The 17,043-nt window shown below is 64.9% G+C and carries 17 protein-coding genes; 7 read left to right on the top strand and 10 right to left on the bottom strand.

Annotated elements, in window-relative coordinates; all coding sequences use genetic code 11:
* The first annotated feature begins 109 nt into the window (after positions 1-109).
* From truB to HUI96_RS21160, 4 genes are all read left to right on the top strand, one after another.
* Positions 110-1,075, top strand: a complete 966-nt coding sequence (truB, locus tag HUI96_RS21145) for a tRNA pseudouridine(55) synthase TruB (protein WP_188256678.1) — start codon at positions 110-112, stop codon at positions 1,073-1,075.
* Positions 1,076-1,259: 184 nt separating this feature from the next.
* Positions 1,260-1,529, top strand: coding sequence for a 30S ribosomal protein S15 (gene rpsO / locus HUI96_RS21150; protein ID WP_188256679.1), 270 nt, complete (start codon positions 1,260-1,262; stop codon positions 1,527-1,529).
* Positions 1,530-1,838: 309 nt separating this feature from the next.
* Positions 1,839-3,986, top strand: a complete 2,148-nt coding sequence (pnp, locus tag HUI96_RS21155; RefSeq protein WP_188256680.1) for a polyribonucleotide nucleotidyltransferase — start codon at positions 1,839-1,841, stop codon at positions 3,984-3,986.
* Between the two features lie 118 nt (positions 3,987-4,104).
* On the top strand, positions 4,105-5,142 hold the full coding sequence (locus HUI96_RS21160) for a class I SAM-dependent methyltransferase (protein WP_237684277.1): 1,038 nt from the start codon (positions 4,105-4,107) through the stop codon (positions 5,140-5,142).
* 12 nt (positions 5,143-5,154) lie between these two features.
* On the opposite strand, the gene HUI96_RS21165 is transcribed toward HUI96_RS21160, so the two are convergent.
* The 4 genes from HUI96_RS21165 to fabA all read right to left on the bottom strand — a co-directional run bounded on the left by HUI96_RS21165 (position 5,155) and on the right by fabA (position 9,389).
* A complete protein-coding gene (locus HUI96_RS21165) occupies positions 5,155-6,681 on the bottom strand; it encodes a putative bifunctional diguanylate cyclase/phosphodiesterase (protein ID WP_188256681.1) in 1,527 nt (508 codons plus the stop codon).
* 118 nt (positions 6,682-6,799) lie between these two features.
* Positions 6,800-7,612, bottom strand: coding sequence for an enoyl-ACP reductase FabI (gene fabI / locus HUI96_RS21170; RefSeq protein WP_188256682.1), 813 nt, complete (start codon positions 7,610-7,612; stop codon positions 6,800-6,802).
* Between the two features lie 12 nt (positions 7,613-7,624).
* The gene (gene fabB, locus HUI96_RS21175; RefSeq protein ID WP_188256683.1) at positions 7,625-8,845 is read right to left on the bottom strand and encodes a beta-ketoacyl-ACP synthase I; all 1,221 of its coding nucleotides are present in this window, start codon (positions 8,843-8,845) and stop codon (positions 7,625-7,627) included.
* Between the two features lie 28 nt (positions 8,846-8,873).
* Positions 8,874-9,389: a 3-hydroxyacyl-[acyl-carrier-protein] dehydratase FabA gene (fabA, locus tag HUI96_RS21180; RefSeq protein ID WP_188256684.1), complete on the bottom strand. Its 516-nt coding sequence runs from the start codon at positions 9,387-9,389 to the stop codon at positions 8,874-8,876.
* 228 nt (positions 9,390-9,617) lie between these two features.
* Between fabA and irrA the strand changes: the two genes are divergently transcribed.
* Together irrA and HUI96_RS21190 are read left to right on the top strand one after the other, a co-directional pair.
* Complete coding sequence (gene irrA, locus HUI96_RS21185) at positions 9,618-10,043, top strand: iron response transcriptional regulator IrrA (protein WP_188256685.1); 426 nt, start codon at positions 9,618-9,620, stop codon at positions 10,041-10,043.
* Positions 10,044-10,245: 202 nt separating this feature from the next.
* A complete protein-coding gene (locus HUI96_RS21190) occupies positions 10,246-10,581 on the top strand; it encodes a DUF4260 domain-containing protein (protein WP_337918554.1) in 336 nt (111 codons plus the stop codon).
* A 52-nt stretch (positions 10,582-10,633) separates the two neighbouring features.
* Here HUI96_RS21190 and HUI96_RS21195 read toward each other — a convergent pair whose 3' ends face one another.
* Positions 10,634-11,152 carry an SH3 domain-containing protein gene (locus HUI96_RS21195; protein WP_425299265.1) on the bottom strand — a complete coding sequence of 173 codons (519 nt, stop codon included), beginning with the start codon at positions 11,150-11,152 and terminating at the stop codon, positions 10,634-10,636.
* A 204-nt stretch (positions 11,153-11,356) separates the two neighbouring features.
* Between HUI96_RS21195 and HUI96_RS21200 the strand changes: the two genes are divergently transcribed.
* Positions 11,357-12,358 carry a 2-hydroxyacid dehydrogenase gene (locus tag HUI96_RS21200; RefSeq protein WP_188256687.1) on the top strand — a complete coding sequence of 334 codons (1,002 nt, stop codon included), beginning with the start codon at positions 11,357-11,359 and terminating at the stop codon, positions 12,356-12,358.
* Between the two features lie 198 nt (positions 12,359-12,556).
* On the opposite strand, the gene HUI96_RS21205 is transcribed toward HUI96_RS21200, so the two are convergent.
* From HUI96_RS21205 to ybeY, 5 genes are all read right to left on the bottom strand, one after another.
* On the bottom strand, positions 12,557-13,030 hold the full coding sequence (locus HUI96_RS21205; protein WP_188256811.1) for an aconitase X swivel domain-containing protein: 474 nt from the start codon (positions 13,028-13,030) through the stop codon (positions 12,557-12,559).
* Between the two features lie 20 nt (positions 13,031-13,050).
* Entirely contained in the window at positions 13,051-14,298 is a 1,248-nt protein-coding gene (locus tag HUI96_RS21210; RefSeq protein WP_188256688.1) for an aconitase X, read from the bottom strand.
* A gap of 92 nt (positions 14,299-14,390) precedes the next feature.
* Positions 14,391-15,146, bottom strand: coding sequence for a molybdopterin-synthase adenylyltransferase MoeB (locus HUI96_RS21215; protein ID WP_188256689.1), 756 nt, complete (start codon positions 15,144-15,146; stop codon positions 14,391-14,393).
* 239 nt (positions 15,147-15,385) lie between these two features.
* On the bottom strand, positions 15,386-16,501 hold the full coding sequence (locus HUI96_RS21220; protein WP_188256690.1) for a hemolysin family protein: 1,116 nt from the start codon (positions 16,499-16,501) through the stop codon (positions 15,386-15,388).
* 29 nt (positions 16,502-16,530) lie between these two features.
* Entirely contained in the window at positions 16,531-17,040 is a 510-nt protein-coding gene (gene ybeY, locus HUI96_RS21225; protein ID WP_188256691.1) for an rRNA maturation RNase YbeY, read from the bottom strand.
* Between the last annotated feature and the right edge of the window lie 3 nt (positions 17,041-17,043).

The following is a 17,043-nucleotide window of genomic DNA, read 5'->3' on the forward strand; positions in this document are numbered from 1 at the left end:
CAGAGGGGGACCGAACCGGAGTGTGGGGCGCTAGACTTGCGCCGCGCGCGGCCGCGACGACCCCTCCCCCGGCCTTTGACCGGACCCTCCCCGCAAGTGGGAGGGAATAATGGCCCGTCAGCGCAAGAAGAAAGGCCGGCCAGTCTCCGGCTGGGTGATCCTCGACAAGCCCGTCGGCATGGGCTCGACAGAAGCCGTCTCCAAGATCAAATGGCTGTTCCACGCCGACAAGGCCGGTCATGCCGGCACGCTCGACCCGCTCGCGTCGGGCATGCTGCCGATCGCGTTGGGCGAGGCCACCAAGACAGTGCCCTACGTCCAGGACGGAGCAAAGGTCTATCGTTTCACCGTTGCCTGGGGCGAGGAGCGCACCACCGACGACCTTGAGGGCCCGGTGACGCGGACTTCGGACAAGCGTCCGACCGAGGACGAGATCCGTGCGCTGCTGCCCAATTATACCGGCGTGATCATGCAGGTCCCGCCGCAGTTCTCGGCGATCAAGATCGCCGGCGAGCGGGCCTATGACGTCGCGCGCGAAGGTGGCACGCTGGAGATCCCGGCGCGCGAGATCGAGATCGGCCGGTTCGACATCGTGGAGACCACGGCGGACGGCAAGACGGTCTTCGAAGTCGAGTGCGGCAAGGGCACCTATGTGCGCTCGCTGGCCCGCGATCTCGGCCGCGATCTCGGTTGCTTCGGCTATGTCGCGGACTTGCGGCGCACCGAGGTCTTTCCGTTCACGGCAGACGATTTCGTCACGCTCGAGCAACTAGAGCAAGCCGCGCCGAAGCGTGAACAGCCCGAGGAAGGCCGTCCACTCGGGCCCGACGCGGATCGTTTCGTGGCGCTCGACGCGCTCATCCTCGACACCGGCGCGGGGCTGGAGTCCCTGCCGCAGGTCGCCGTCACCGACGATACGGCCGCAAAACTGAGACTCGGCAATGCGGTGATCCTGCGCGGGCGCGACGCTCCCTTGCAGGCTGATGAAGCCTGCGCCACTGCACGCGGCAAGCTCGTCGCGATCGGCGCGATCGAAGCCGGCATGTTCAAGCCGAAGCGGGTGTTCGCAGGCTGAGCGCAAGCGCGCACATGGTCGTGATTCGGCGCGCTTTCCCGTAGGCAACAAGCCTATGGCTTTTGCGCCTGAGTTGCACTATATGCGCCGCATCGCAACCGAAAGAGCGATATAGAACCGGCCCCTGCTGGACGACATCCTGGCTGTGGGCGTCCCGTTTCCTCAAACCGACAAGGAAGACACGATGTCGATCACTGCTGATCGCAAGAAAGAACTGATGGCGGAATACGCAACCAAGGCGGGCGATACCGGCTCGCCGGAGGTGCAGGTCGCCATCCTGTCGGAGCGCATCAAGAACCTGACCGAGCACTTCAAGGGCCATGTGAAGGATAATCACTCCCGCCGCGGCCTGCTCGCCCTGGTTTCCCAGCGCCGCCGCCTGCTCGACTACCTGAAGGGCAAGGACGAGGCGCGCTACGCCACGCTGATCGAGAGACTCGGTCTGCGCCGCTGACGAATTGACCGGCGGGTCTTCATGGCCCGCCGGTCGCACATTGGGCATCGCTTGCGTTGCCCGCCGGAACCCAACAGAGGCATTGAGCCGCGAACGGGGTTCCGTTCACGGTCCGATCCCGAGGGAGGGTCGGAACCGCCTCATGGACCGGTCATGGGGCAGGATTGCAGGATGCCCGGAGGCGCTCCAGTCGCGCCAGGGAAACCGGACCTCCCGCTGTCTTGCCCGTGGCTCGTCCGCAACGAAGCCAATTGGGACCGGCGTCGCCGCCACTGGCGCGGCGCCTCCCGGCACAACAAGAGACAAGACATGTTCAACTATCATAAAGTGGAAATCGATTGGGCCGGCCGTCCGCTCAAGCTCGAGACCGGCAAGATCGCGCGCCAGGCCGACGGCGCCGTACTCGCCACCTACGGCGAGACCGTCGTGCTCGCTACCGTCGTCTCCGCCAAGGAGCCGAAACCCGGCCAGGACTTCTTCCCGCTCACCGTCAACTACCAGGAAAAGACCTACGCGGCCGGCAAGATCCCCGGCGGCTACTTCAAGCGTGAAGGTCGTCCTTCCGAGAACGAGACGCTGGTGTCGCGCCTCATCGACCGCCCGATCCGTCCGCTCTTCGCCGACGGCTACAAGAACGATACCCAGGTCATCGTGACCGTCATGCAGCACGACCTGGAGAACAATCCAGACATCGTATCGATGGTCGCCGCCTCTGCGGCGCTGACGCTTTCGGGCGTGCCGTTCATGGGCCCGATCGGCGGCGCCCGCGTCGGCTACATCGGCGGCGAGTACAAGCTCAACCCGCACACCGACGAAATGCCGGAGTCGAAGCTCGATCTCGTCGTCGCCGGAACGGGCGACGCAGTGCTGATGGTGGAGTCCGAGGCGCAGGAACTGCCCGAGGACGTGATGCTCGGCGCCGTCATGTTCGGCCATCGCGGCTTCCAGCCGGTGATCGATGCGATCATCCAACTCGCCGAAGCGGCCGCCAAGGACCCGCGCGAGTTCGCCCCCACCGATCTCTCGGAACTCGAGAAGGAGATGCTCGGCATCGTCGAGCAGGATCTGCGCGGGGCCTACAAGCTCACCAACAAGCAGGAGCGCTATGCCGCCGTCGACGCTGCCAAGGCCAAGGTGAAGGCCGCGCTGCTGCCGGAGGGTACCGAGCAGACCCGCTGGACCGCGGAGCAGGTCGCGACCGTGTTCAAGGAACTCCAGGCCAAGATCGTGCGCTGGAACATTCTGGACACAGGCCACCGCATCGACGGGCGCGACCTCAAGACGGTCCGCCAGATCGTGTCGGAAGTCGGTCTCCTGCCGCGCACGCACGGCTCGGCGCTGTTCACCCGCGGCGAGACGCAGGCGGTGGTGGTGGCAACCTTGGGCACCGGCGAGGACGAGCAGTATGTCGACTCGCTCACCGGCATGTACAAGGAAACCTTCATGCTGCACTACAACTTCCCGCCCTACTCGGTGGGCGAGACGGGCCGCATGGGGTCGCCGGGACGCCGCGAGATCGGCCACGGCAAGCTCGCCTGGCGGGCGATCCGCCCAATGCTACCATCCCAGGAGCAGTTCCCCTACACGGTCCGCGTCGTCTCCGAGATCACCGAGTCCAACGGCTCGTCGTCCATGGCGACGGTCTGCGGCACGTCGCTGGCCCTGATGGACGCCGGCGTTCCCCTTGCCAAGCCGGTGGCCGGCATTGCCATGGGCTTGATCAAGGAAGGTGAGCGCTTCGCCGTGCTCTCCGACATCCTGGGCGACGAGGACCACCTCGGCGACATGGACTTCAAGGTGGCCGGCACCGAGGGCGGCGTCACCTCGCTGCAGATGGACATCAAGATCGCCGGCATCACCGAGGAGATCATGAAAGTGGCGCTCGACCAGGCCAAGGGCGGCCGCGAGCACATCCTCGGCGAGATGGCGAAGGCCCTTTCCGAGAGCCGCGGCCAGCTCGGCGAGTTCGCGCCCCGCATCGAGGTCATGCAGATCCCGACCGACAAGATCCGCGAAGTGATCGGCTCCGGCGGCAAGGTGATCCGCGAGATCGTCGAGAAGACCGGCGCCAAGATCAACATCGAGGACGACGGCACGGTCAAGATCGCCTCTTCCAACGCCAAGGAGATCGAGGCGGCACGGAAGTGGATCCACACCATCGTGGCCGAGCCGGAAGTGGGCGAGATCTACGAAGGCACGGTCGTGAAGACCGCCGATTTCGGCGCCTTCGTGAACTTCTTCGGCCCGCGCGACGGCCTGGTGCACATCTCGCAGCTTGCGTCGGAGCGCGTCCAGAAGACCACCGACGTAGTCAAGGAAGGCGACAAGGTCTGGGTCAAGCTGATGGGCTTTGACGAGCGCGGCAAGGTCCGCCTCTCCATGAAGGTCGTCGACCAGAAGACCGGCAAGGAGCTTCCGCGCGAGAAGAAGCCGGAAGGCGAGGAAAGCGCCGCCTGATTTCTGTCGGGCGAATGGTAAAGCGGGCGCGGCTCACGGGGCCGCGCCCGTTTTTGTTGGTGCGTCCTTCGAGGCTCGCTTCGCGAGCCTCGAAGGACGCACCACAGAGTGACGAGGCATGTCGGCCGCGAATGAATTCATGGAAAACGCGCTAAAAACTCTCTTCCACCCCTTCGAGGACGATATCCTGCCTCCCCCAGCGGACGGCCAGCCCATCCTGTTTCTCGGCGCGCGACCGGGGATAAGGCTGCCTGAGGGCTTCTCCACGAACATCGTCGCGATCCAGGGTTTTCGTCCCGAGTTCCTGGCGCTTCAGCAGGCAGGCTTCACGGTCGAGCCCCTCCCCCTCGGGCAGGACTATGAGACCGCCCTCGTGATGGCCGGCCGCCACCGGGAAGAGAACGAGTTGCGGATCGCGGAGGCGCTGGAGCGCACCCGGCCGGACAGCCTGATCGTAGTCGCCGGCTTGAAGGACGACGGGATCGCAAGCCTGCGCAAGCGGATGAACGTGCTGATCCCGCTGGAAGGCTATCTGCCGAAATATCACGGCGTTGTCTTCTGGCTGCGCCGTCCGGCGAATGCGGAAGCGGTAATCGAGGCTCTCCGCTCTCGCATCGTGGTCGAACCGATCGCAGGGCGCTTCGTAACCGCTCCGGGCATGTTCTCCCACGATCGCCTGGACGAGGGCTCGCGGCTGCTTACCGAACGGCTTCCCGGCGGCATCTCCGGCCATGTCGCCGATTTTTGCGCTGGCTGGGGCTATCTCGCCTACGAGGTCGCCCTGAATTGCCCGGAAGCGCGGTCCATCGACCTCTATGAGGCTGATTTCGCCTCCCTCGAAGCGGCGAAGATCAACCTCTCGGATGTCACGCTAGTGCCGATCCGTTTCTTCTGGCATGATCTCGCCGCCGAGCAGGTGACGGCACGCTACGATTCGATCGTGATGAACCCGCCCTTCCACACCGGCCGGCGGGCCGAGCCGGACCTCGGCCAGAGGATGATCGAAGCCGCTGCAAAGGCGCTGAAAACCGGCGGGCGGCTCATGATGGTTGCCAACCGGCAGCTTCCCTACGAGCGCGTTCTAGCCGAACGCTTTTCCGAATTCAGCGAGATCGGCGGAAACGGCCGTTTCAAGGTGCTTCTGGCCCGGCGCTGAGACGACCTTTTTTCAGGCGACCAGCCGCTCCGCTTTGTCGCGTATCTGGGCCGCTTTCAGCGGCTGGGGCCGCCCGAACAGATAGCCCTGCACCTCCTGGCAGCCGGCGGCGCGCAGGATCGTGGCCTGGTTCTCGGTCTCGACGCCTTCGGCGATGGTCTTGACGCCCAGCGCGCGGGAGAGGCCGACGATGGTCGACACCACCGCGCCCGAGTTGGAATCGGTGTCAATGCGGCTCACAAAGGATCGATCGATCTTCAGCTTGTGGAAGGGGAAGTCGATCAGGTAGCTCAGATTGGAATAGCCGGTGCCGAAATCGTCGACGGCAACCGATATGCCCATCTCGCCGAGCCGCGTCAGGATTGCCGCTGCGTAGTCGCGGTCCTGCATCATGGCGGTTTCCGTCACCTCGAGTTCGAGCCGCGACGGCTTGATCCCGGAGGTCTGCAGCGCATCGGCGACGATCTCGAGGAAATCCCGGGCCATGAACTGGACCGGCGAGATGTTGACCGCAACGAAGCAGTCCTCGGGCAGGTGCTCCGCGTCCTGGCAGGCCTGCCGTAGCACCCATTCGCCGATCGGCACGATCATGCCGGTCTCCTCGGCGATCGGGATGAATTCCATCGGCGCGATCATGCCGCGCTCCGGATGCTTCCACCGGATCAGCGCCTCGTAGCCGACGACCCGCCCATTTGAGAGGTCGATCTGCGGCTGATAGTAGAGGTGGAAGTCGCCGCGCTGGAAGGCTGTGTGCAACTCGGATTCCACCCACTGGCGGTAGTCCGCCACGCGACCCATTTCCTTCTCGAACACGGCCCATTCGCCGATGCCGCGGGCGCGTGCGTTCTGGAGCGCGAGGTTGGAGCGCCGCAGGATCAGCACCGGATCGATGCCGTCCTTCGGGATCGCGACAACACCGACCGCGATGTTGACCGATTGGAGATGCGTCTTCAGTTGGTACGGCTCCATCATCTGCTCGATCATCCGGTCAAGCATGGTGTGGAGTCGGTCGCCGGCCAGACGATCGGGCAGAAGCACGCCAAGCTCTCCGGCTCCGAGACGGCCAATCACCGCGCCCTCTGGCACATGCTCCTTTAGCCTTGCGGCGAAGGCACGGATCAGTTCGTCTCCGTTGCTGTAGCCGATGGCGTCGTTGATCTGCTTGAACCGATCAATGTCGATGTCGATGAGATAGGCAGGCTCTCCGATCCGGGCAGCGGAGGACGCGGCTTCGGCGATCTTGCCCACCATGGCGGTCCGCGCGAACAGTCCGGTCAGCTTGTCGAAAGAGGTTTCTTTGTAGACATAGTCGGCCGACTCGTCGACGCCTGCGAAGAAGGACAGCGCGCTGCCGGCAGAGGCGAGCGAGCACAGTCCTGCGAAGATGGCTGCGACAAGCTCTGTCGGCATCCCGCCCATCCTGTCGCCAAATCCGAACTGCAGACCCCATAGGCCAATCACGAAGCTGCATAGCCCCGAGGCGGCGATGGTTATCAGCCTGAAGGTCGAACTGCGGTTTGGATTGACGGCAGCCGTCATGCGCAATGTTCCCGATTAGGGGGACCCTAGCGCATATCTCCTTAAAATGACTTTCCGGGGTTAGTTCACATTTTATCCAAAGCGACGAACGACCGGATCCCAACCGCTAGCGCGTGAATCACTCGCCGTTCGGCTCGGTGCGCTTCAGTTCATCCAGAGTTGGCATCGAGACGATATGATAGCCGGAATCGACGTAGTGGATCTCGCCGGTGACGCCGGACGAAAGGTCCGAGAGCAGGTAGAGCGCCGAGCCGCCGACCTCGTCGAGGCTGACAGTCCGCCGCAGCGGCGAATTGCGCTGCTGGTAGGCGAACATATGCCGCGCATCGGCTATGCCCGCGCCCGCCAGCGTACGCACGGGTCCGGCCGAAATGGCGTTCACCCTTATGCCGCGCGGTCCGTAGTCGTTGGCGAGATAGCGCACGCTTGCCTCAAGCCCGGCCTTGGCCACGCCCATCACGTTGTAGTTCGGCATGATCCGCACCGAGCCGGCATAGGTGAGCGTGATCATGGAGCCGCCATCGCTCATGAGGGCGGCCGCATTGCGGGCCACCTCGGTGAATGAATAGCAGGAGATGACCATCGTGCGGATGAAGTTCTCGCGCGACGTATCGGCGTAGAGGCCCTTTAGCTCGTTCTTGTCCGAAAAGCCGATGGCATGAACGATGAAGTCGAGCTTGCCCCATTCGCTCTTCAGCGTTTCGAACACGCCGCTCACCGACGCGCTGTCCTCGACGTCGCAGGAGAGCACGAGCGAGGCGCCGACCTTGTTAGCCAGCGGCCGCACGCGCCTGCCGAACGCCTCGCCCTGATAGGTGAACGCGAGTTCGGCACCGTGCTCGGCCAGCTTCTGAGCGATACCCCAAGCGATCGAATGATCATTGGCGACCCCCATGACGAGACCGCGCTTGCCCTTCATCAAGCCTTCCATCGTGCCCTGCCCTTACGCAGCGTAGCGCTGGAAGACCAGCGTGGCGTTGGTGCCGCCGAAACCGAAGGAGTTGGAGAGCGCGACGTCGAACTTGGCGTTGTCGATGCGCTTGCGCACGATCGGCATTCCCTCGAACTCCGGATCGAGTTCCTCGATATGGGCGCTCTCGCCGATGAAGCCGCCCTGCATCATCAGGATCGAGTAGATCGACTCCTGGACGCCGGCGGCGCCCAGCGAATGCCCGGTCAGCGACTTGGTCGAGGCGATGTTCGGCATCTTGTCGCCGAACACCTCGCGGATTGCCGCCATCTCGCGGGAATCGCCGACCGGCGTCGAGGTCCCGTGCGTGTTGATGTAGTCGACCGACCCGTTCACGGTCGACAGCGCCTGGCGCATGCAGCGCACCGCGCCCTCTCCCGACGGCGCCACCATGTCGAAGCCGTCCGAGGTCGCGCCGTAGCCGACGATCTCGGCATAGATCTTAGCACCGCGCGCCCTAGCGTGCTCCAGTTCTTCAAGAACCAGAACGCCGGCGCCGCCAGCGATGACAAAGCCGTCGCGGTTGACGTCATAGGCCCGCGAGGCGACTGGAGCCCGGTCGTTGAACTTCGAGGACATGGCGCCCATAGCGTCGAACAGGTTCGACATGGTCCAGTCGAGGTCTTCGTGCCCCCCGGCGAAGATCATGTCCTGCTTGCCCCACTGGATCAGTTCGTAGGCATTGCCGATGCAGTGGGCCGAAGTGGAGCAAGCCGAGGAGATCGAATAGTTCACGCCATGGATCTTGAACCAGGTGGCAAGGGTCGCGGATGCCGTGGAGGACATGGCCTTCGGCACGGCGAACGGCCCGATCCGCTTCGGGCTGTTGTTCTTGAGCGTGGTTTCGGCCGCTTCCACAATGGTCCGGGTGGAGGGACCGCCCGAGCCCATGATGATGCCGGTGCGCTCGTTGGTGACGTCGCCCTGTTCGAGGCCGGCATCTGCAATCGCCTGCTCCATGGCGACATGGTTCCAGGCTCCGCCCTTCGACAGGAAGCGCATGGCACGGCGGTCGACCAGTTCGGTCGGGTCCAGCGTCGGGGCTCCCCAGACCTGACAGCGAAAGCCGTGCTCGGCGAATGACTCCGAAAAGCTGATGCCGGACTTCGCGTCACGCAGCGAGGCCTGGACCTCGCTGGCATTGTTGCCGATCGACGACACGATCCCGAGGCCTGTCACGACGACACGTCTCATCTGCAACTCCTTTGCGGTCGGCCGATCGTCACGCCGGCTGCTGTTTGAAGAGGCCGACCCGTAGATCGGTGGCCTTGTAAATGGTTTCGCCGTCGGCCTTTAGCCAACCGTCGCCTATGCCGAGGACCAGACGCCCACGCATCACACGCTTGAAGTCGACCCCATACTCGACCTTCTTGTTGGCCGGGGTGACCATCCCGGTGAATTTCACCTCGCCGGTGGAAAGGGCGCGGCCCTTGCCGGGCTCTCCCAGCCATCCGAGGAAGAAGCCCGACAGTTGCCAGAGCGCATCGAGCCCCAGGCAGCCCGGCATCACCGGATCGCCGATGAAATGGCAGGGGAAGAACCAGAGGTCGCGGCTGATATCGAGCTCCGCGCGAACGAACCCCTTGTCGAACTCTCCGCCCGAATCGCTGATCTCGGTGATGCGGTTAAACATGAGCATCGGCGGATAAGGCAACTGGGCGTTGCCGGGCCCGAATAGTTCGCCGCGTGCGCAGGCGAGCAGTTCGCCGTAGTCGTAGCTCGATTTGGCCTCTGCCATTCGTTCCTGCCCCGAATTCAAGATGGACGCCGCCGCGCTGCTCGTGCGTACCGGCAAGCTCCGAGAGAGAGCGCCGCCGGGATTTTGGCGTAAGCGATTAACGCGCCTGCCAAGTCCGGTCAATGTGCCGCTATTGATCAGGTTAGAACAACGGAATATATGAACTGCAAGGGAATTGCGCTCCGAGAGGCGGTTTCATCGCCTGTGCGCCCATTCCGAGATGGGAAGATGAAGTCGCTGGGTGGCAAGATCAGCATCGATGAGCGTGTGCGGCGGGCAGGCCTGCGCCCGACACGGCAGCGCGTTGCGCTGGCCGAACTGCTGTTCGCAAAAGGTGACCGCCATCTCTCCGCCGAGATGCTGCACGAGGAGGCGCTCGCCGCCGACGTACCCGTTTCGCTGGCCACGGTCTACAACACGCTTCACCAGTTCACCGAAGTGGGGCTGCTGCGCAGCTTGGCGGTGGAGGGATCGAAGACTTACTTCGACACCAACACCTCGGACCATCATCATTTCTTCGTCGAAGGCGAGAACACGGTGTTCGACATCCAGTCGGCACAGCTTCAGGTGAGCGGGCTGCCGGAACCGCCCGACGGCATGGAGATCGTCAACGTCGACGTGGTGGTACGCCTGCGCCGCAAGCCGGGCTGTTGAGTGGCCCCGACCCTTACCGATATCCACACCCAATCCCGCGGCCGAACGAGTTTTCCGTGAAGGCGTAGTCGCCTGATCGCCGCCCCGTCTGCCCTGCCGGACCTCTCCCCCTCGAAGGCGAACAGCGGCACGCGCAAACGATGCACCTCGGAGAACTTCGCTGAACGGCTCGCTTCCGACCTCCCTCCGCCTGACCCTGAAGCTGGAGTGGGCTCTTCTCGCCGCAGGGCTGGTGCTTACTTACGCGGCGACCGACGGCTCATGGCTGCTCTTCGCGCTGCTGGTGCTCGCGCCCGACCTGTCGATGCTGGGCTACCTCGCCGGGCCGCGCATCGGCGCACTGGCATACAACCTCTTTCATAGCCTGATAGGGCCCTTGGTCCTGCTCGCCCTGGGGTGGTTCGGCGCGAGCGATCCGGCCGTGCACGTCGCCATCATCTGGGCCTTCCACGTCGCGTTCGATCGCGCCGTCGGCTATGGCCTGAAGCTAACCACCTCCTTCAGGGACACGCATCTCGGCCGGATCGGCCGGGATTGACGGAAAGCGTGGGCACGACCCTCTTCTCCCCTGAGGGGGAGAGATGGGCGCATCAATCCTTGATCGTCTCGCCGGGATAGGCACCCCACACCAGCGTCTGCTTGAGCCAGCCGGCATGCCCGCCGAAGGTCATCTGACACCATTCGCCGGTGCACTGCTTGATCGTGCCGATCACGCCGGGCTCAAGGGCCGCCACCTTGCGTCCGCCCTCGCGGGGTTCGGCCAGGAGATCGATGGTCGCCGACTTGCCGCGCTGCCAAGGTGCGGCAATCGCGGTACGCTTGCCCGAGAGCAGCGACTGATTGATCCAACCCTCCGAACCGTCGGGATCGCGCACGCGGCGCCAGTTGTCGTACTCCTGGATGATCTCCATGGGCAGGCCGGCCTTCATGTACATCCAATCCACAGGATAGTTCACGCCGGGGCCGATCCGGGAATTCACCCGCCCCGACTTCAGGCTGACGAATCGCGGTAGCGGCAGCCCGCTGCCGCGGGTCGAGGCGCCCTGTCCGCTCGCCCCCTGGGCCGCAGCCGGATCGATTCCTGCCGCAGGGACCAGAGCCAGAACCATCAGCGCGGCGGCCGCGCGAAACGACGCCAATCCGAGCACCTTCATCTCTCCGTGTGCTGCCCAATGCCCGAATCTCGGGCGACCCTTTTTCTTTGTCTTCGGCCCGGGCGCTTGTTACACAGGCGGGCGCTACCCAAGGCCGAAGCGAAGTTTCGCCTGCCTTGGTTAAAGAGGTCTCAACAGGATCCGGGATTGAGGACAGGAATGGTGGGCAGGAAGAAGCCTTTGGTGGTGATTACCCGCAAGCTTCCTGACCAGGTCGAAACGCGCATGCGCGAACTTTTCGACGCGCGGCTGAATGTCGACGACCGGCCGATGACGCAGGCCGAGATGGTGGCCGCCCTCCAGGAGGCGGACGTGCTCGTTCCGACCGTCACCGATCGGATCGATTCGGCGCTGATCGCGCAGGCCGGACCCAACTTCAAGCTGATCGCCAATTTCGGGAACGGCGTCGACAATATCGACATCGACGCGGCGGCGAAGAAGGGAATCACCGTCACCAACACGCCGGGCGTGCTCACCGAAGACACCGCCGACATGACCATGGCGCTGATGCTGGCGGTTCCGCGACGCCTGACGGAAGGCGCCAACATCCTCGAGCATCCGAGCAAGTGGGCCGGATGGTCGCCGACGTGGATGCTGGGGCGCCGCGTCACCGGAAAACGTCTCGGCATCGTCGGCATGGGCCGGATCGGCACCGCCGTGGCGAGGCGGGCGAAAGCCTTCGGGCTTTCCATCCACTACCACAATCGCCATCGGGTGCTGCAGAGCGTCGAGGACGAATTGGAGGCGACCTATTGGGAAAGCCTCGACCAGATGCTCGCCCGCATGGACATCATCTCGGTCAACTGCCCCTCGACGCCGGCGACCTTCCACCTCCTGTCCGCCCGTCGGCTCGCGCTGATGCAGCCCACCAGCTACATCGTCAACACCGCCCGCGGCGACCTGATAGACGAGGAGGCATTGGTCAAGCTCATCCAGGAAGGCAAGATCGCTGGCGCGGGGCTCGACGTCTTCGAGCACGAGCCGACCGTCAACCCGAAGCTCGTCAAGCTGGCCGCAAGGGGGAAGGTGGTCATCTTGCCGCACATGGGCTCAGCTACCATCGAGGGCCGGATCGACATGGGCGAAAAGGTGATCATCAACATCCGCGCCTTCATCGACGGCCACCGTCCGCCTAACCGGGTGCTGCCGAACAGGGTGTGAGGGGCTTTGCGATGCCTCTCGCTTTGTCATCCTAGGACGAAGGGCAAGCGAAGCGAGCCCGCAGACCCTAGGATCCATGCCGTAACAGTCATGAAATGATCCGACGAAACAGGGCTGGAGCGATCTCAGCATCGCCATCTCGACCAGACCTCGGAGGCCTGTAGGGTCTCCGCGACGCCGCTTGGCGGCTGCTTCGCCCTAGGATAACGAAGGCGTAGGGCGCGATTGGCCTGTTATTGAAATCCCACCGGCAACACTGACCGCCACGCGAGCCCCTTGGAAGCGGCCGAAGCAGCCCCTGCCGAGCCGCACCGCAATCGGCGCCGGCCAGTCCATCTCCTTCGCCACGATCAGGCCGAGCAGCAGGATGGCGTCGGGCTCGTGCATGACGATCGCCGCCGGGGCGCGGCCGTTGCGGACAAGTTCGAGGAGCACGGCGGAGGCCGAGGACGAGCCGATCGTGCCCGGCAGGAACAGCACTTTTCCGGCAATGGTCTGGCCGCACTCAGGATGGCGCAAGTCGGCGACGGTTCCGCTTATCGGATCGACGCCACCCCAGAAGCTGATCGGGGCAGACAGCACCAGCGCCTCGCCCTCACCGGGCTCTCCGGCGACGAGGACCTCGGCTTCTAAAGACTCCCCTTCCGAAGAGTCCCCAGCCTGCTCGTTCATGTCCTTCTGGCCTGCCTCGCTCATTGCACGCTCGCAAACACGGGGCGGCCGCGCACCGCGCTTTCCACGCATTCGGCCATCGACCCATACACAACGGCGTAGCCGGTGTTGCCGGGCGCATATTGCGCGAACTTTCCCGAATTGGTCATTAGCACGCCGGCTTCCAGTTCCGGCATGATCGGCGTCACCACCACGCAGGTATCGGCGACGATGACGACCCCGGCGGCTTCGAGCGCTTTGCGGCGTCCGCCGTCGAAGGCGGCGAGCACATGACGGCCGGTGCAGGCGTAGAGCGGAACGGCCAGCCGCCGCCCGGCGACGAGCGCCTCAAGCTGCTGCATCTCATGAACCGAGAGGTGCGGGCTGCCGACCGCCACCGCGTCGATGCGGTCGGCGCCCGCGGCCGTCGCAAGCCGCGCCTTGGCATCACTCGCCATTTCCGGCGTGACCACGATCCTCTTCGCCGGCCCTTCGCGGCCGAGCGCTTCGGACGCATCGCGCGCCTCCGGCGTGACGCCGGCGACGTGGAACAGGCCGACCGCTCCGGTCGAACCGGCTGCTGCCCCGAACGCCTTCAGCGCATCCTCGCCGGGATGCTCCTGCACCCCGACCACCACGCCGATCGCGTCGCCCAGTTCGCGGCCGAAGAGACTGCCCAGCACTGGCCAGGCGACTTCGGATGAAAGGAAGGCGGGGGGAAGCTGGCTGACATCGAAGACCACCGCCGCGCGCCGGTTCTCGGGACGATGCAGCCCGCAATCGGGTGCGCGGCCGGAAATCGCGCAGGCGATGTCCAGAAAATCGCCGTAGCGGTTGGTCCGCGCACCAAGCACCGAATTGCAGAAGACGACGGCGTTGGACTCGCCCCACGCGACGTCCGTGCCGCGCGCCGGTCGATGGCCGGCCTGATAGGGTGCACAGGTCCAACTCGGCTCGCATCCAAGCTTCCGGTAGGCGTCCATCATGCGCCTGGCCATGCCGCGCTGCGGCTCGGGTAAACGCACGCGCGCGCAGCCGGCCAGGTCGAGGGCGCCGACATTGAGGGTGGAGCGAACTGCCACTTGCGCCCCGCCCTCCACCAGTTTCTCCGCGAACAGCGTGCCCGAGTCCCCGTGATAGAGCGCGCCGTCGATATGCGCGGAGGCGATGGGAATGAGACGCGGCGCGCCAAGCAGATGCGCGCTCTCGGCGACAATACGCATCGCCATGGCCGCACCATCGCTGCCCGCGGCGATCCGGCGCTCCTGCTCTGACAGGACAAGCGTCACGCCAAAACCTTCCGCATGGTGATCGACGTCGAGTGATCGAAGCCGGGATGCGCCGCGCGGCCGATCGTCAGTTCCTCACCCACGGACCTCATTCAAGTGCGCCCGTATTTCACCGTGTCGAAGCGGGCGCCGAGACCGTCGTAGAGAAGCAGGCGACCGACCAGCGGCTCGCCGATCCCGGTGATCAGCTTGAGCACCTCCATGGCCTCGAGCGTCCCGATCACGCCGGTAAGCGCGCCCAGCACGCCCGCCTCGGCGCACGACGGCACCATTCCCGGCGGAGGCGGCTCCGGGAACAGGTCGCGATAGGACGGATTCTGCCGGCCCTGTGCGTCGGTCTCGAAGGGCTTCAGCACCGTCACGGAGCCGTCGAATCGCCCGACCGCGGCGTGCACCAGCGGCCTTTCCTCGGCCTCGCAAGCGTCCGCGATCACATAGCGCGTTTCGAAATTGTCCAGACCGTCGACGACGATGTCGTAGCCGCGCACCAACTCTCGGGCATTCTCGCCGGTAATGCGGAACCGATGGAGTTCCACCTTCACGCCGGGATTGATCCGGGCGATCGTACGCGCGGCACTGTCGATCTTGGCGTCGCCGACTGAAGCCGTGTCGTGGATCACCTGGCGCTGCAGGTTGGACAGCGAGACAGTGTCGTCATCAATGATCCCGAGTGTTCCAACCCCGGCCGCGGCCAGGTATTGCAGCACGGGCGCACCGAGCCCGCCGGCTCCGACCACCAGCACCCGCGCGCGCTTCAGTTTCTGCTGCCCCGGCCCGCCGACCTCGGGCAGGACGATATGGCGCGCATAGCGCTCGAGCTCTTCGGGCGTGAGGGGGGAGGAGGTCATGCAGCGACCATAGCGCGAGAAAAGGGCGAATGAAACGCCGTCGCAGCGGCTGGAACGCAGCCCCTCATCCGCCTGCCGGCATCTTCTCCCCGTGTACGGGGAGAAGGCCGAAGCGGCCCAGCCTTCGCCAATCATCTAAGACTGGGGAACCCTAGCGGCCGTCATCTCTCTCCTCGCGTGCGGGGAGAGGTGTCTGGCAGGACAGTGAGGGGCAGCGTAAGCCTAGGAGCGCCCCCACGCTATCGCGTCATGCCCCCGGGAACCCCGGGCTCCCCGTGCTCGGCCTGTTCCTTCGCCGCCCGGCGGCGGCGCTCGTTCTTCATCTCGACGATTCGCACGCGCTTGACGCGGCGCGGGTCGGCATCGAGCACGTGGAACTCGAAGCCGGGCACCGCATGTACCACCTCGCCACGCGCCGGCACGCGGCCCAGCGCATTGAAGATCAGGCCGCCGATCGTATCGACATACTCCCCGTGCTCGCCGGGAGAGAAGGCATCGCCGATGAGCTTGGCCACTTCATCGATCTCGGCCTTCGCGTCGACGACGTAGACGCCGTCGCCGGCCTGCGTGATCAGCGGCACCGACTCGTCATGCTCGTCCTCGATGTCGCCCACCACCATCTCGACGATGTCCTCGAGCGAGGCCAGGCCGTCGGTACCGCCATACTCGTCGATCACGAGCGCCATCTGCGTCCGCGAAGCCTGCATGCGCGCCATCAGATCCGAGGCGAGCATGGAAGGCGGGACGAAGAGCACCGTGCGGATGAGGTTCAGTTCGCCGAGGGTCTTGGTAAGATCGACGTTGGCGAGATCGAGCGGCGCGGCCGCTACGGCTGCGCCCGTTCCGTTCGTGGACTTCCGCGATCCGCGCCCGTTTTTCACGCGCGCGGCGCGGGTGATGTGTGCGAGCACGTCGCGGAAATGCACCATGCCGCGCGGGTCGTCGAGCGTCTCGGCATAGACCGGCATACGCGAGTGTCCGGACTGCTCGAAGATGGCCAACAGGTCGCCGAGGGTCGTGCCGATCTCGATGCCTTCGATGTCCGCGCGCGGCACCATCACATCCTCGACGCGGACCTCGCGCAGCCGCAGGATGTTGTGGAGCATGGCGCGCTCGGCAGGCGAGAAGGACTCCTGGTCGCCGGTCCCGGCCTCAGCCAGCGCCTCGCTCAGGTCCTCGCGGAGCGTGTTGCCGTTCCTGTGCCGGAACAGCGTCGACAGCCATTCTATGAAGGAAGGGCGCTCGGCCGCAGCCGTCGCGCCGGTACTCGGACTGGGTTCTTCGTCGCCCTGGTCCGGCATCTGCCTGACGCCACCCCCATCGGTGTTCGCGGCAGTATCGGGTGTCTCGTTCATCTCGTCTTCGGTCGTTCGACCCTCTGTTGTTACGCGTAGGGGTCCGGAATGGCAAGCCTCGCCAGAATCCGGCGCTCCAGACCTTCCATCAGCTCTGCTTGCTCATTCTCCTCATGGTCATGGCCCATGAGGTGCAGCAATCCATGCACGATGAGGTGGCTAATATGGTGGTCAAGCGGCTTTCCTTCCAGTTCAGCTTCGCTTAGCACCGTCTCCGCCGCAAGCACGATATCGCCCAGCATCGGTGGAAGGCTCGCACCCGGCGTCACCGGAAAGGCGGGAAAGGAGAGCACGTTGGTGGGCTTGTCCTTGCCGCGCCACTCGGCGTTCAGCGTGCGGATGTGCTCGTCGCTGGTGAACACCAGGCTGAGCTCGACGGTATGGCCGGCGCGCGCGCCGACCTCTTCGAGCGTCGCTTCCACAGCGCACGCGGCCAAGGCGTCGAGAGCCGACCTGGGCGGCCAGTCGCCCGCCTCGACCGCAAGGTCGATCTCGACGTCGACGGGGTCGACCTGCCTATTGCTTTCGTGGGAGGCCATTCG

Origin of the sequence: Pseudaminobacter soli (ex Zhang et al. 2022), assembly GCF_014595955.1 — a bacterium.
GTDB classification, from domain to species: domain Bacteria; phylum Pseudomonadota; class Alphaproteobacteria; order Rhizobiales; family Rhizobiaceae; genus Kumtagia; species Kumtagia pseudosoli.